Here is a 15,028-nt window from a genome sequence, read left to right as displayed (position 1 = left end):
GGCGCTCAGGCCGCGACAGCATCCTTGAGCGCCTTGGCCAGATCGGTCTTCTCCCAGGAGAAGGACCCGTCACGGCCAGCCTTGCGGCCAAAATGGCCATAAGACGACGTTTTGGCATAGATCGGCTTGTTGAGATCGAGATGACGGCGGATGCCGGATGGCGACAGGTCCATCACGGTGCGCAGCGCATCCTCGAGCTTTGCCTCGTCGACCTTGCCGGTGCCGTGCAGGTCGACATAGACCGACAAGGGCTGGGCGACGCCGATGGCGTAGGAAAGCTGGATGGTGCAGCGGTCGGCAAGCTTGGCCGCCACGACATTCTTGGCCAGATAGCGCGCCGCGTAGGCCGCCGAACGGTCGACCTTGGTGGTGTCCTTGCCGGAGAAGGCGCCACCGCCGTGCGGTGCCGCACCGCCATAGGTATCGACAATGATCTTGCGGCCGGTCAGCCCGGCATCGCCGTCCGGTCCGCCAATGACGAACTTGCCGGTCGGGTTGATGTACCACATGCAGTCGTCGGCGATCTTGAGGTCGCCGAGCGCCTCGCGGATGTAGGGTTCGACGACCTTGCGGACCTTCTTGGAATCCCAGCTTGAATCCAGATGCTGGGTCGACAGCACGATCTGCGTAGCCTCGGCGGCCTTGCCGTCCACGTAGCGGACGGTGACCTGGCTCTTGGCGTCCGGCCCGAGCTTACCGGCCTCGCCATTATTCTGGTGACGGGCGGCGGCCAGAAGTTCGAGGATCTTGTGGCTGTAGTAGATCGGCGCCGGCATCAGGTCCGGCGTTTCGCGGCAAGCATAGCCGAACATGATGCCCTGGTCGCCGGCACCTTCTTCGCCCTGGCGATCGGCGGCGTTGTCGACGCCCTGGCCGATGTCAGGCGACTGGCCATGCAGCAGGACTTCGATCTTCGCCGTCTTCCAGTGGAAACCGGCCTGTTCGTAGCCGATCTCGCGGATAGCCTTGCGGGCGACAGATTTGAACTTCGCCGGATTCACGACAGGGTGGCCCGCCGCGTCCATGAGGACGTTGCCGGCCTTGTCCTTCTTCAGCAGCGTCTCTGGAACGCGCACCTCGCCGGCGATGACGACGCGGTTGGTGGTCGCCAAGGTCTCGCAGGCGACGCGGACTTTCCACGGGTCCATGCCGGTCTTCTTGGCCTCACGGTAGACCAGATCGACAATCTCGTCGGAAATCCGGTCACAGACTTTGTCGGGATGGCCCTCGGCAACGGATTCCGAGGTAAAGAAGTAGTTCTGCCGCGTCACGGGTGTCCCCTCTTGAAAAACGATCGGCAGGCTGCCGATTTTGGCGCGCCACGTGTTAGCGGGGCAAAGCGCTGCTCGTCAAGCGTCGCCGCCGTCCTGGCATGAATGTCGGAGCCGATATTTTATGCCACCGGCGGCGCGGTGCCGCCGGTTCGAAGCGCATTACGGATCAGTCGAGATCGTCGGCGGCGAGCGACTTCACAAGGTCGATGATCCTTCGGCGCACCTTGACGTCGGCGATTTTGACAAAGGCACGGTTGAGCTGGAGTCCTTCTGGACTGCCGCAGAATTCGACGGCGAAAGCCATCGACGCATCCTCGGCAAAGCCGCGGTTGACTGAGGATTCCTGGCCTGGCGCATCCTCGAAAAAGAAGGCGACGGGCACGCCGAGTATGGAAGCAATCGCCTGCAGGCGGCTGGCGCCGACGCGGTTGGTGCCCTTTTCATATTTCTGGATCTGTTGAAATGTGATGCCGAGATTCTCGCCCAGCTTTTCCTGGCTCATTCCGAGCATATTGCGGCGAAGCCGGATGCGGCTTCCAACGTGGATGTCTATGGGATTCGGCTTTTTCTTGTTTTCTTCTGTCATTTTTTCCTCGCCGAATTTTTTCGGCTTTGTGATTTTTTTCTCGCCCAAACAAAGCCGGAGGCGACTGCCCCAACAGTATGATCCACCGGCTTCGAGAAATTTCAGGCGGTACAGTATGAGTTTCTAATGTGCCAACTGTCAATTCACCCGTAGCCTTTGCCTTACGTTCAACAGTGCCCCGCACAGCGCAAACAGCAACATGATCAGCATTCCGTTAATGCGTCGCTGCCCCTCGGAAACGACTGCCTGTTCGGCGATAGGCACCTTCACATCGATGGCCCCGCGCGCGTCGATCGCCAGCGCATCGACGATGCGTCCACGTTGGTCGACAACGGCCGAGATGCCATTGTTGGCGGCACGCAACAAGGGCAACCCGTTCTCCACAGCGCGAATCTGAGCCTGCCTGAAATGCTGATACGGCCCCGGCGTGTCGCCGAACCAGGCATCATTGGTAACGTTCACAATAAGCTGTGCTGACGTAGCGTCAACTGCCACCAGGTCGGGAAAGATCACCTCGTAGCAGATAAATGGCAGGGCACGAAGGCCGCCCGGCAGCGTGATGGCGTGGCGCTCGTTGCCGGCCGTGAATGTCATCGGCCCGGCGACGAGCTGTTCGATGCCGAAACGGCTGAGCAGATCGGCGAAAGGCAGGTATTCGCCAAACGGCACCAGATGGACCTTGTCGACGGCATCGGCGATTTCGCCCGTGTCGTCGATCGCCACCACCGAATTATAGTAGCGGCTGTCGGCGCCGGCGGCCGAGCTGCCTTCCTCGCGAACGACGCCGGCGATCAGCATCTGGCCGTCGCCCAGCATGTCGCCCAGCGCCGTCAACGCGTCAGGGCGCTCGGTGAAAAGGAACGGCACCGAGGTTTCCGGCCACAAGATCAGCTGCGGCCTGTCGTGACCGGGGTCCGGCGCCTTGGCGGACAGGCCCAGCAAGGTGGCGAAGATGCGATCGCGCACCGAGGCGTCCCACTTCTCCGACAGGTCCACGGCCGGCTGAACGATGCGGACATTCAAACTGCGCTCCGCAGGTTTTTCGGGAGCAGCGAGCCTGACATAGCCGAAGCCGACATGGGCGGCGGCGAGCACGACAAACAGCGCCGCGCCAAGGCGCAGGTGCCGGCGCGCCGCCAGCAGCGCCGGCAGCGCGAAGAGGAACACGGCGAGCGCGTTCATGCCGACCATGCCGGTCACCGAGACGCTCTGCATCAGAAGGGGCACGGGCATCGCCGCGTAGCCGATCGCATTCCAGGGAAAACCTGTGAACAGGAAGCCGCGCAGCCACTCGGCCAGCGCGAAGCCGAAGGCGAGTGCCGCGATGCGGCCGATATCGCTGCTCCACAAGAGCCGGGCGATCACTGTTGCAAAGCCATAGAAAAAGGCGAGCGCGAAGGGAATGCCGATCACCGCGAACGGAAGCGCCCAGGCAAAGCTGTCGGCCTCGACCAGCAGCGCCGAACCTATCCACCAGAGACCGGCGAGGAAATAGCCGAAGCCGAACCACCAGCCGACGGCAAAAGCCGGCCGCAGGCGCCGAAACAGGCTGCCGGAGGCTTCGCCGGTCGCGCCGTCGAGCAACCAGACCAGCACCGGAAACGAGATGAAGCAAGCGGCGAAGAAATCGTATGGCGCTTGGCCAAGCACCGCCAGGGCGCCTGCGAGAAAGGCCACGAGCGCGCGCCGCCAACCCCAAAGCAGAATTATCCGGCCGGCAAGGCGCACCATGCATACTTCCGAGTCGTGCGAATCAGGAAGGAAGATTTAACAGGCCGCGGTCCGCGCTCCAAACGCTGGCCGGTCGACTATGGTTTCCCACCGAAGCGGCTACCGGTGCCAGCCCTCTATCCGCATGCCACCAAGCCGTTCGGCCTCCTCGCGGGACACGACGCGGATGGTCTGCGAGAAAGTCCAGACGTGGCCTTCGGGATCGCGCGCCCGATACTGGCGTTCGCCGTAGAACTGGTCCGCCGGCTCCTGGATTATTACAGCACCGGCCGCCCGCGCCTGCTCGCAATGGCCATCCAGTCCGTCCTTCAACCTGACATAGACCGACTGCGTGTTCTTGCCCGAGACCGAAGCCGGGCTGGCGACATAATCGCTCCATTCGGAATCGACGATGATGGTGCAATCGCCGAACCGCATCTCGGCGTGGACGAGCTTGCCCTCGGCATCGCTGACCACCATGCTGCGCTCGAAGCCGAAAGCCGCTTCGAGCCAGTCCAACGCGGCACGCGGATCCCTGTAGAATACACCGGAACCCAGGCTCGCATGCTTGAACGGGTCGTCGATCGTCATCGAGCGCGCGAAACGCTCACGCCTGCTCGGTGCGCGCGGTGGCGCGCCGGCGGCGCTCGCCCTTCTGGCTCTGCACGATGCGCACGCGCTTGACGCGGCGCGGATCGGCATCGAGCACATGGAACTCGAAACCGGGGATGGCCTGCACCACCTCGCCGCGCGCCGGCACGCGGCCGAGCGTGTTGAAGATCATGCCGCCGATGGTGTCGACATATTCGCCATGTTCGCCGGCGGCGAAACCCTCGCCGATCATCTTGGCGACTTCGTCGATCTCGGCCTTGCCGTCGACGACGAACACGCCGTCACCGGCCTGGGTGATCATCGGCTCGTCGTCGTCATGCTCGTCCTCGATGTCGCCGACGACCATTTCGACGATGTCCTCGAGCGAGACAAGGCCATCCGTGCCGCCATATTCGTCAATGACCAGCGCCATTTGCGTGCGCGTCGTCTGCATGCGGCCCATCAGGTCGGAGGCAAGCATCGATGGCGGCACAAACAGAACCTGGCGGATCAGGTTGAGCTCGCCGATGGTGCGCGAAAGGTCGACCTGGGCAAGATCGAGCTGCGTGGCGATGGGCGTCTTCCTGGTCGTGCGGCCCTTCTTGACGCGCGCGAGCTTGGTGATGTGGGCCAGCACGTCGCGGATATGGACCATGCCGCGCGGGTCGTCGAGCGTCTCGGAATAGACCGGCATGCGGGAATGGCCGGATTGTTCGAACGTGCCCAGGAGGTCGCCGAGCGTCGTCGTGATCTCGACCCCCTGGATGTCGGTGCGCGGCACCATGACGTCCTCGACCCGCACCTCGCGCAGGCGCAAGATGTTGTTGAGCATGGCGCGTTCGCCAGGCGAAAAGGCGCCGGCATCACTCGCCGTCTCGGCCAGCGCGCCGGCGATTTCCTCGCGCAGGCTGGTGCCGTTGCGTTGCCGGAACAGACCTAGCACGCGTTCGAACAGGGAGGGGCCGGCAGGCGAAGTTTCGCTGGCAACGCTGCCGGTAACTGTACTCGGACTTGATCCCTCTTCCGACGTATCGGAAGCCTTGGGTGCACTGCCGGCGTCGGGGCGGGCGGCAGTCTCTGGTTTGTCGTTCATCTTCGTCCGGTCAATTGGTCTTTTGTAGTTACGCGTAGGGATCGGGAATGGCAAGCCTTGCAAGCGCTGCGCGTTCGACGGCTTCCATCGCCTCGGCCTCGGTGTCGGTCTCGTGGTCGTAGCCCATGAGGTGCAGCAGGCCGTGGATCACGAGATGGGTGATATGGTTCTCCAAGGGCTTGTCTTCCAGTGCCGCCTCGCGCGCCACGGTTTCGGCGGCGAGCACGATGTCGCCCAGCATCGGCGGCAATGGACCATCCTTCACATGTGGAAAAGCCGGGAAAGACAAGACGTTGGTGGATTTGTCCTTGCCGCGCCAGCCCGCATTCAAGGTGCGGATATGAGCGTCGTCGGAAAAAACGATGCTGAGTTCGGAATGTCCTGCCGCACCAGTTTCGGCGAAAGCAGCCGCGACAGCGCGATCGACCAATCGCGCCAGGCTTGCCTCAGCGGGCCAGTCGCCTGCTTCAATCGATATATCGATCTCGACGGGAAGGCTCCCGTCGACGGATGTGCTGTCCTCAGGCATGAGGCCGCATCGTCAGATCAATTCTCGGCACCGAGGCCGCGCGCCAGCTTGGCGTCGCGGTCATAGGCCCTGACGATTTCCGCCACCAGCGGATGGCGAACGACGTCGATATCGTTGAAGCGCACGGTTACCGCGCCGGCCACACCGTCGAGCACACGCAAGGCCTCGACCAAGCCCGATTTGGTGCTCGGTGGCAGGTCGATCTGGGTGGGATCGCCGGTGACGATCATGCGCGAATTTTCGCCGAGACGGGTGAGAAACATCTTCATCTGCATCGGCGTGGTGTTCTGCGCCTCGTCGAGGATGACGGCGGCATGCGCCAGCGTGCGGCCGCGCATGAAGGCGAGCGGCGCGATTTCGATGACTTCGGCGGCAATCGCACGCTCGACCTTGTCGGCCGGCATCATGTCGTAGAGCGCGTCATAAAGCGGCCGCAGATAGGGATCGACCTTCTCCTTCATGTCGCCCGGCAGGAAGCCCAGCCGTTCTCCCGCCTCGACGGCCGGCCGCGACAGGATGATGCGTTCGACCATGCCGCGTTCGAGCAGCATGGCTGCGTGCGCCACCGCCAGATAGGTCTTGCCGGTGCCGGCCGGACCGATGCCGAACACCAGTTCCGACCGCTCCAGCGCCCGCATATAGGCGTCCTGGTTGAGCGAGCGGGCATAGATCGTCTTCTTGCGGGTGGCGATCTGGGCGGCGGAAACCTTGCCCTTGCGCTCCAGCGTCGGCAGCGTCAGCTGATCGTCGGCGGCGACCGCCATGCGCACGGCGCCGTCGACGTCGGACTGGCCGATATCGACGCCCTTCTGGAGGATCCCGTAGAGATTGTCCAAGGCGCGGCGTGCCTGCTCGGCGGCCGAAGCGGATCCCTTGATGGTCAGCTGGTTGCCGCGCGAGCGTATGTCGACGCCGAGCTTTTGCTCGAGCCGGGCAAGGTTTTCATCGAACTGGCCGTAAAGGGCGCTGGCAAGCTTGTTGTTGTCGAAAGTCAGAACGATGTGCGCCATATCAGAAGCCCCAGATGCCGGTACCGGGGGCAGGTTCTTCAGCTCTGCTGCGCTCAACCGTCTCTCCTCATCTGCCGAGACCCTCAGGCCAATTCGGCGAACAGGCTATTGTAGCCCGTCTTCGTGATTCGCACCTGGATAATGTCACCGATTTCGCCGGCCTTTTCATCAACAATAACCGGCTGCAGCCAGGGCGAGCGGCCAACCTTCTGGCCAGCCTGCCGGCCAGGCTTCTCGATCAGCGTGTCGATTGTACTGCCAATCAGGCTCAGACCGAAATCCTGCTGCTGCTTGAGAAGCAGTGCCTGCAGACGCTGCAGGCGCTCGTCCTTGACCGTTTCCGGCACGTGATCGGCCATTTCGGCGCCCGGCGTGCCCGGACGCGGCGAATATTTGAACGAAAAGGCCGAGGCATAGTTCACCTTGCGCACCAGTTCCATGGTCGCCTCGAAATCGGCTTCCGTCTCGCCGGGGAAACCGACGATGAAATCGCCTGATAGCGCGATGTCGGGCCGGGCAGCGCGGATGCGGTCGAGCAGCGCCAGATAATCCCTGGCCGTGTGCCTGCGGTTCATCGCCTTGAGGATGCGGTCCGATCCGGACTGCACAGGCAGATGCAAATAAGGCATCAGCGAGGGCAGATCGCGGTGGGCGGCGATCAGTTCGTCGTCCATGTCGCGCGGATGGCTGGTGGTGTAGCGCAGCCGCGCCAGCCCCGGGATTTCAGCCAGCCGATGCAGCAGCCGGCCAAAGCCCCATTCCTCGGTCCTGCCCCCATTGGTATCGCCCTGGCCGTGCCAGGCATTGACGTTCTGGCCTAGCAGCGTCACCTCGCGCACGCCGGCCTCGGCCAGGCGCTCGGCCTCGGCGACGATCTGCGCCACCGGCCGCGAGACTTCGGAGCCTCTGGTGTAGGGCACGACGCAGAAGGTGCAGAACTTGTCACAGCCTTCCTGCACGGTGAGGAAGGCAGTCACGCCGCGCTTGATGACCTCGGCGCGCTTCGGCTGCGGCAGATGCTCGAACTTGTCCTCGATGGCATAGTCGGTCTCGACGATCTTCTCGCCGCCGCGCACTCTCGCCAACACGTCGGGCAGGCGATGATAGGTCTGCGGCCCGATGACCAGATCGACGGCGGGCGAACGGCGGATGATCTCGGCGCCTTCGGCCTGCGCCACGCAGCCGGCAACGCCGATCAGCAACTCGCGGCCGACGCTGGCGCGCTCCGCCTTCATGTCGCGGATGCGGCCGAGTTCGGAATAGACCTTCTCGGCGGCTTTTTCCCTGATATGGCAGGTGTTGAGCAGCACCAGATCGGCCTCGCCGATAGCATCGGTCGCGGTATAGCCGTCGGCGGCCAGCGCGTCGGCCATGCGCTGTGAATCATAGACGTTCATCTGGCAGCCATAGGTCTTGATGAAGACCTTTTTCGCTGCCACGGCGTGCACCGCCGGCTGTCCAGCCAGCGTGCCGATGTCGTCGCTTTCGATTGTGTTCAAGTCCATCCGGCGGCTTCTAACGCCTTTCCGTGACAAAAAACAGACGATTCTCGCCCTGCGCCCGCAGACGCGGGGCCGGGATTAGCGGCTCGGGCGCGGATCGGCGAGTGCCGCCATCATCATCTTGCGCACCTGGCTTTCCATCAGCTTCGCCGTTTCCTTGCGGTTCGAACCCTTGGAAAATGCGATCGGCTCGCCGAAATGCACTTCGACATCGAGTGCGCCTTCCGCCATCAGCACCTTGAGATGCGGCATCAAATTCTCGTCACCGATCCAGGCCGAGATCGGCCGGTGGCGGCGGCCGAGCGGCACGCCGTGCAGGCGGGTATAGGCGATCGCCACCGGCTGGATGAAGACCTGCTCGGCCGCGCCCTCCGAAATCGCCATCGAGGCGGCGCCGAACAGGGTGCTCTTGAAGGGCAGGATGGCATTGCCGTCACCGGTCGAGCCCTCGGCGAACAGCACCATGGCGTCGCCCTTGGCCATGCGATTGGCGATTTCGCTCGCCTGGTCGCCCGAGGAGCGCTTGCGTTCGCGCTCGATGAAGACGGTGCGCTGCAGCTTCGACAGCATGCCGATCAGCGGCCAGCCTTCCATATCGGCCCTGGCGATGAATTTTACATCGGCAAAAGAACCCAGAACCATGATGTCGGTCCAGGAAATGTGGTTCGAAGCAACCAGCAAGGGCCGTTTGTCGGACAGCGTCCCCTTGACATGGACGCGCATGCCGAGCGCCCTGAGGATCAGCCGATGCCAGATCTTGAGGATGAATGTTTCCGGCCACCAGCCGGTTTTCATCGACAGCATCTGCAACGGCACGAGGATCAGCGAACCGGCGACGACGAGGCCCAGGGCCAGGAAAATCCTGATTTTCTTGATCATCGCCCTACCCCGATCTCTGGCTAGCGAAGATCGCGGCGCATGACAAGCGCGCCGGTGGGTCCGCGATCGGGCGACTTGTAGTAGTCCGGCCGCTTGCCGACCTCGCGGAAGCCCAGCCGCCGGTAGAGGGCGATCGCGGCGACATTGGTCTCGTCGACTTCGAGGAACAGCGCTTCGGCGCGCTGGGCGTGCAGCTCACGCAGCACCGCATCCATCAACTGCCAGCCAAGCCCCTGGCGACGATGCGATCGCCCCACCGCAACTGTCAGGATCTCGCCCTCGCCGGCGGCCAGCCGGGCCAGCACGAAGCCCACCGGCGGCTTGGCGCCCTGCCCCGTTTCGCGTGCGGCGTAACCGAACACGGTGTCCTGTTCGAGCAAGGCGGCGAACTCGCCATCGGTCCACGGGCGGACGAAGTCCTCGCGATGCAGCAGCGAGACGGCCGGGCTGTCGGTAATCCTGAGCGGCTCGAGCGCATAGTCCCGGCGGCGCGGCTGAAGGAAAGGAATGCGCATTAATTTTGTTGCCTTGATAAAATGAACCCGGCCTGCGGCTTAGCGTCGGCACCGCGCAAATAAAGCGGTTTCGGCCTCTCGCCCGCGCCCTTGACGGCGGCCAGCCGGGCGTAGGTGAGGATGTCGGCGGTGGCCGTCCGAGGCCCGATATCGAAACCACGACCGGCCGATGCGGCGATCTGTGCTGCCGCGGTGCCGGCGAGCACCGCAGAGCTTTCGATCGCCATTCCAGTGGCCTCAGCCAGCGTGGCCACGGCCGGACCGTAAGTCAAAACTGACATTTGATCATAGAGAGCAGCATGGATCTCTTCACGCCCGGCATCGAGCGCCGCCAGCACGGCGCGGCCAGGAAATGCCGCTGCTGCTTCAGCCGCCAGCGCCTCGAGCGTCGTCACACCGATCGCGGGAATCTTAAGCGCCAGCGCCAGACCACGCGCGGTCGAGACGCCGACGCGCAGGCCGGTGAAGGAACCTGGGCCGACGGAGACGGCAATGGCGCCAAGACCGGCATAGTCGGTCGCGCCCGCCTTCAGCGCCTCGGCGATGACCGCCATCAGATGCTCGGCATGGCCTTTGCCGAGATCGAGCACCGAGCGGCCAAGCTCCAGCCCAACCGCCGCGTCGTAGACGCAGGCGGCGCAGAGGCTGGCGGCACAGTCGATGGCAAGCACTTTCATGAAACAACCGGTTCCGAGAAACACCTCCCTGTGCCCGCCAAGGCGCGCCACCGCAAGCATAATTTGTTAAGCGGCTTCGCTTCGAAGGGCGAGCTATGCGACCTGTTCGATGCGCAGCATGTGGTTGTCCCAGACATAGTCCGGCTCCGACCGCATCGCACCGCTGCCCTCGATGATCTCGCCCGCACCCGTGGTGGCCATGAAGCCAGTCCCATCCGGCGCCACGCCGCAGACCTCGACCAGCGCGCTGTTCGAGAGGACCTGGCCGCTGGCAGCATCGATCACGACCAACGAATTGCCTTCCGGCGACGATACGGCAACGGTGCCGGATCCAGGATTGGCGGCGACCGAGCCGATATAGTTGCGGAAGCCGGCCAGCACGTCCCCCTGCATGTCGAGCAACTGCAAGTCCTTGCCGCGCGCGGCGCGGCCGACCAGCAGCGGACGATCCGTGCCCGGCCCCCTGTACTGGCAACCGAACCAGACGGTGCCGGCCTGGTCGGTGTCCATGTGGCGGATCGACAGTTGGTGCAGTGGCGCCGGCAGTTCGTGCTTTTCGATGAGATCGCCGGTGACGCGGTCGACCAGCACATAGGACGGCTTCATGGTGGCAATGTTGAGCTCGGCCCGGCCGTAATCCGGATGGGTCTCGATGCCGCCATTGGCAACCGCGATCGTCCTGCCGTCGCCCAGCAGCAGAAGCTCGTGGGGCCCCATCCCATACGTCGGGAATTCGCCGACACGGCTGAATTTCGCGCGCGCATCGTAGACGCCGACGACCCCGGCGGCATTGTCGAAGTCGTTCTCGGTGGCGTAGAGCAAGGCGCCGTCGGGCGAGAACACGCCATGGCCGAAGAAATGCCGGCCAGGGATGCTGGCGATGGTCAGCGGGGCGTCGCGCCCGGTATGATCGAAGACGACAGCGAAGGTGCCGGGCTGGCGGGCGAAGACCACCGAACGCTTCGACATCGGATCGAAGGTGACGTCATGACCGCGATCTGGCAGGTCGATCGTGTGCAGCACCTTGCCGGCCTCGGACAGGACGGCGGCGCCAAAACTGCCGTCACGCTTGACGAAGGCGGTGGCGAAGACAGCGTCCGCCGCAAGCGTCATGGCCCACGCCGACGGCGCCATCGCCGCGGCAAAGCCGATGCCCGCGGCCCGGAGAAAATCCCGGCGATCGATGAGTGGCGTTTTCAAGGATCAGTCTCCATCCAGCGACGAGAAGCCGGCGGTCAGGCCGAATTCGGCGGTCAGCCGGGTGCCGATCAGGGTCGACAGGCTGGAGGTGATCAGTGCGAAATGCTCGAGCTTGCCGCGCAGCGCCTGATCGGCGAGTGCCTTGTCGATCGGACCCTGGACCGACTTCGCGGTGGCGACGCCGTTGACGAGCTGGATGTGGATCGATTCCGCCATCCAGCGCGCATCTTCAGGCAATGCGTTGCCAAGCTTCGAGACCTGGAACAGCCGATCGATGCCGTCCAGGTTTCCGGCCAGCGAATTGCCGGTGTTTTGCGAACGCCAGTAGATCGCCTGTTTCGGCTTGTCGGCCTCAGGCTTGCCACCCAGAAACCCCTTCAGGCGGACATCGCGAACCATTTCCAGCTCGTTGATGAAGACGCCGACCAGTTCGGTCACGGCTTCGTTGCCGTCGCGGTAAAGCGGGTTTTGCGGCCCTGGATTGGCCCAGAGAGCCGCAAAGCCGTCGGGCTTGTTCCAGGCGTCGTTGACGTCTTTGGCCATGGTCCCGATATTGCCGGCTACCGCCGCGCCGTAGGCGCAGCGGTAGGGATCGTCCTTGCCCGCCAACGCGTCGGCGCCGTCGCCGAAAAGCACGAATTCCAGCGCGCCCAACCCTTGCATGGCAACGCTCTTGCCGGCCAGCTGTGCCGGATCGGTCGCGGTCGGATCCTTGGCCGACAATGCCGCCTGCACCTGCTTCAGGCCGATGCTCTTGCGGTCCGGCCAGAACAGCATGCGCTCCAGCCGGTTGTTTTCCTTGATCGGCCCAAGGCCGATGATCTCGGCCGACGACCAGGCATAGACCGTGGCCGAAAATTCGGTCCGCGCCGCGTCGAGTTCCCCTGGCGAAGGCGCTTCGCACAGCTCGTGCATCGCCTTCGCCAGGGCTTGCGTGTGCTCATGCAGGCCGGCATAGGCCGGGCGGACAAAGCCGTCGATCGCGCGCTGGATGACATCGGAGGCCTTCACCGCCGCCGATGCGGGCAAGGCGCCCAGCAGGGCCAGCGGAAGAACGAGAAACAGCGCGGAACGCTTCAGCATCAAAGTGACTCCAGGAATTCGAGCAGCGCACTGCGCTCAGCGGCGTTGGCGGCGGCAAAACGGTCGCGCGCCTTCTGGCCCTCGCCACCATGCCACAGGATCGCCTCGGTCAGGCTGCGCGCGCGTCCGTCATGCAGAAAGAAGGAATTGCCGTTGACGGTCCCAGTAAGGCCGATGCCCCACAGCGGCGGGGTGCGCCATTCGTTGCCCGTGGCCTCACCCACGGCCTGTCCGTCGGCAAGATCAGGCCCCATGTCGTGCAGCAGGAAGTCGGAATAGGGCCAGATCAGCTGGAAGGCCTGCGCCTTGTCAGGGGCATCACGGCGGGTGACGAATTTCGGCGCGTGACAGGAAACGCAGCCGATGTCGTAGAAGACCTTCTTGCCGGCGAGCACATCGGGCGCGTCGCGGTCGCGGCGTGCGGGCACGGCCAGGTTCCGCGAATAGAAGGTGACGAGATCCATCACCGGTGGCGGCGCTTCGGCGGAACCAAGACGCTGCTGGACGCCGTTCGGCATAGCAAGGCATTTTGCCTGCGCTATAGTGCAGTCACCCCAGTGTTTCGATTCTTCAGGCGTCGAGATGCCGATGTCACCGGCAAAGGCATCGGCCGCCTGCTGGCGGATCGATGCGGTCTGCGCCTTCCAGCCGAAACGGCCAAGCGTCAGTTCCCCGCCCTGGCCGTCGCGCACGATGTTCGGCCTGCCGGAAATGCCGTCGCCGTCATGGTCTTGCGGATCGGCATGGGCCAGAATGTCGGCCGGCGCGATCTGCTCGATCAGGCCAAGCCCGATCATCGGCGGCGTCAGGCGCGGCGACAATGTCGTGCGCGGATCAAGCGGCCCATAGGCGGGATCGGTGACCGAATAGCTGGGCTTGCGCAGGGAAACCACGGTGCCATCCGTCAGCTCTACTTTACGTTCCTGATAGTCGACATGCATCCTGCCTTCGCCGCGCAGGCCGGGCACCGCTAGTTCCTGCAGCTGCGTGCCGTAGACCGGGTCGGGGAAGTTGAGCACCTGGTGGTCGGCAAGGGCGGCCTTCTCTTCCGCGCTGCTGGCGTCTCGGGCCAAGCGCAGGAACATCGAGGTGCTGCCAAGGTCGCCTTGCGGCGGGCGGCCGCGGCCATCCTTCAGATGGCAATTCTGGCAGGCGCGTTCGTTGAACAGCGGGCCAAGCCCGTCCGAGGCCTGCGTCGAGGATGGCGACGACACCCAGTTCTTGCGGAACAGCGCATTGCCGAGCTTGAAGGTGCCTTCTTCCTCGAAGGTGATGTTGGCCGACGATTGCGAGAAGGCGTCGCGGTTGACGTCCTTCTCCGAGGTTCCGGCGCCACCCTGCATCAACTCGAACCGCTCGGGCTTGGAGAAATCCGCGGTCGGCCTGGTGATGGCGGTGACACGCGCCTGATCCTTCGCATCGAGGTCGGTGCGCGTGGTGGCGAGGCCGGCGGGTTGAAGGTCGCCGGCCAGCGCCGACGAGGTCAGCGCCAGCACGAGAATGGCGCAGCGCCGACCCGTCGAACCGGCTGGCTTCCGAAGGGGCGGCGAGCTTTCCGCCCGCCGCAAGCGGCGCAAGAATTCTAATGGGCGCCGCATTCCCGCATATCCTTACTCCGCGTCGTCCGCCGATGCGGCGTTGAGCTGGCCGTATTTTTCCTCGCCGATCGAGGCCAGCAGATCGAGCTGCGTCTCCAGGAAGTCGATATGCCCCTCCTCGTCGGCCAGCAATTGCTCGAACAGCTTCATCGACACATAGTCGCCGGCCTCGTTGCAGATTTCACGCGAGCGCTTGTAGGCGGTGCGTGCGTCATATTCGCCGGCAAGGTCGGATTCGAGCACTTCCTTGACGTTCTGCCCGATGCGCAACGGCGCCACGGACTGCAGGTTCGGATGGCCTTCGAGGAAGATGATGCGGGCGACGAGCTTGTCGGCGTGGTGCATCTCCTCGATCGATTCCGCCCGCTCCTTCTTGGCCAGCTTGGCATACCCCCAGTCCTCGAGCAGACGGAAATGCACCCAATACTGATTGACCGCTCCGAGTTCCAAGAACAGAGCTTCGTTAAGCCGCTCGATGACCTGCGGTTCGCCTTTCATGAATTCTGCTCCCGTATTGGACGCGCAGGCCCCTGACGCGGTCCAGGTGTGAAACGATGTCCACGCCACTCGCCTCCGAGCGGGTGTGGTAATTCTCGGTGACCCGAATGATCGTTTCGACCACATTTGGGAAACAGCCGCAACAGCGACCGCGCTTCTGCATCGTGTGGTAGACCTTTGCCGGCACGATAAGTTGCCATGGATCCTGGTCCAGCAGATCGATGATCGTCTGCTCGATCTCTTTCTCGGTGATAATGTTGCAATGGCAGATCAGCATTTACAG

Annotated in this window: 16 protein-coding genes; all 16 read right to left on the bottom strand. The window is 63.8% G+C overall.

From position 1 onward, the window contains the following. Positions 1-5: 5 nt before the first annotated feature. The 16 genes from metK to LB568_RS25655 all read right to left on the bottom strand — a co-directional run bounded on the left by metK (position 6) and on the right by LB568_RS25655 (position 15,022). Positions 6-1,271: a methionine adenosyltransferase gene (metK, locus tag LB568_RS25730; RefSeq protein WP_013891273.1), complete on the bottom strand. Its 1,266-nt coding sequence runs from the start codon at positions 1,269-1,271 to the stop codon at positions 6-8. A 169-nt stretch (positions 1,272-1,440) separates the two neighbouring features. Next, positions 1,441-1,860, bottom strand: coding sequence for a helix-turn-helix domain-containing protein (locus LB568_RS25725; protein ID WP_224731622.1), 420 nt, complete (start codon positions 1,858-1,860; stop codon positions 1,441-1,443). A 138-nt stretch (positions 1,861-1,998) separates the two neighbouring features. Next, positions 1,999-3,591, bottom strand: a complete 1,593-nt coding sequence (gene lnt / locus LB568_RS25720; protein WP_224731587.1) for an apolipoprotein N-acyltransferase — start codon at positions 3,589-3,591, stop codon at positions 1,999-2,001. Between the two features lie 99 nt (positions 3,592-3,690). Beyond that, the gene (locus tag LB568_RS25715; RefSeq protein ID WP_013891276.1) at positions 3,691-4,161 is read right to left on the bottom strand and encodes a VOC family protein; all 471 of its coding nucleotides are present in this window, start codon (positions 4,159-4,161) and stop codon (positions 3,691-3,693) included. Between the two features lie 16 nt (positions 4,162-4,177). Then, positions 4,178-5,254 (bottom strand): hemolysin family protein, encoded by a 1,077-nt coding sequence (locus LB568_RS25710; protein ID WP_140570101.1) that lies wholly within the window; start codon positions 5,252-5,254, stop codon positions 4,178-4,180. A 28-nt stretch (positions 5,255-5,282) separates the two neighbouring features. Next, positions 5,283-5,783, bottom strand: coding sequence for an rRNA maturation RNase YbeY (ybeY, locus tag LB568_RS25705; RefSeq protein WP_224731586.1), 501 nt, complete (start codon positions 5,781-5,783; stop codon positions 5,283-5,285). Positions 5,784-5,800: 17 nt separating this feature from the next. Beyond that, positions 5,801-6,793 (bottom strand): PhoH family protein, encoded by a 993-nt coding sequence (locus LB568_RS25700; protein ID WP_023766987.1) that lies wholly within the window; start codon positions 6,791-6,793, stop codon positions 5,801-5,803. A gap of 83 nt (positions 6,794-6,876) precedes the next feature. Further along, entirely contained in the window at positions 6,877-8,298 is a 1,422-nt protein-coding gene (gene miaB / locus LB568_RS25695; protein WP_224731585.1) for a tRNA (N6-isopentenyl adenosine(37)-C2)-methylthiotransferase MiaB, read from the bottom strand. A 75-nt stretch (positions 8,299-8,373) separates the two neighbouring features. Beyond that, on the bottom strand, positions 8,374-9,174 hold the full coding sequence (locus LB568_RS25690) for a lysophospholipid acyltransferase family protein (protein WP_224731584.1): 801 nt from the start codon (positions 9,172-9,174) through the stop codon (positions 8,374-8,376). Between the two features lie 20 nt (positions 9,175-9,194). Beyond that, the gene (gene rimI / locus LB568_RS25685; protein ID WP_023766990.1) at positions 9,195-9,689 is read right to left on the bottom strand and encodes a ribosomal protein S18-alanine N-acetyltransferase; all 495 of its coding nucleotides are present in this window, start codon (positions 9,687-9,689) and stop codon (positions 9,195-9,197) included. Beyond that, the gene (tsaB, locus tag LB568_RS25680; RefSeq protein WP_041164451.1) at positions 9,689-10,366 is read right to left on the bottom strand and encodes a tRNA (adenosine(37)-N6)-threonylcarbamoyltransferase complex dimerization subunit type 1 TsaB; all 678 of its coding nucleotides are present in this window, start codon (positions 10,364-10,366) and stop codon (positions 9,689-9,691) included. The genes rimI and tsaB overlap by 1 nt, the downstream gene beginning before the upstream one ends. Before the next feature lie 93 nt (positions 10,367-10,459). Beyond that, on the bottom strand, positions 10,460-11,566 hold the full coding sequence (locus LB568_RS25675) for a DUF1513 domain-containing protein (RefSeq protein WP_013891284.1): 1,107 nt from the start codon (positions 11,564-11,566) through the stop codon (positions 10,460-10,462). A gap of 3 nt (positions 11,567-11,569) precedes the next feature. Continuing rightward, positions 11,570-12,649, bottom strand: coding sequence for an imelysin family protein (locus LB568_RS25670; RefSeq protein WP_224731583.1), 1,080 nt, complete (start codon positions 12,647-12,649; stop codon positions 11,570-11,572). Beyond that, positions 12,649-14,247, bottom strand: a complete 1,599-nt coding sequence (locus tag LB568_RS25665) for a di-heme oxidoredictase family protein (protein WP_013891286.1) — start codon at positions 14,245-14,247, stop codon at positions 12,649-12,651. The genes LB568_RS25670 and LB568_RS25665 overlap by 1 nt, the downstream gene beginning before the upstream one ends. A 12-nt stretch (positions 14,248-14,259) precedes the next feature. Beyond that, on the bottom strand, positions 14,260-14,745 hold the full coding sequence (gene bfr, locus LB568_RS25660) for a bacterioferritin (protein WP_013891287.1): 486 nt from the start codon (positions 14,743-14,745) through the stop codon (positions 14,260-14,262). Beyond that, positions 14,711-15,022: a hypothetical protein gene (locus tag LB568_RS25655; RefSeq protein ID WP_013891288.1), complete on the bottom strand. Its 312-nt coding sequence runs from the start codon at positions 15,020-15,022 to the stop codon at positions 14,711-14,713. Before LB568_RS25655 ends, bfr begins: the two co-directional genes overlap by 35 nt. Positions 15,023-15,028: the final 6 nt, after the last annotated feature.

It is taken from the genome of Mesorhizobium sp. B263B2A, from assembly GCF_020165775.1.
Lineage (GTDB): Bacteria > Pseudomonadota > Alphaproteobacteria > Rhizobiales > Rhizobiaceae > Mesorhizobium > Mesorhizobium opportunistum.
Note: the sequence above shows the minus strand (reverse complement) of the source record. Positions and strands in the feature narration are given on the sequence as shown.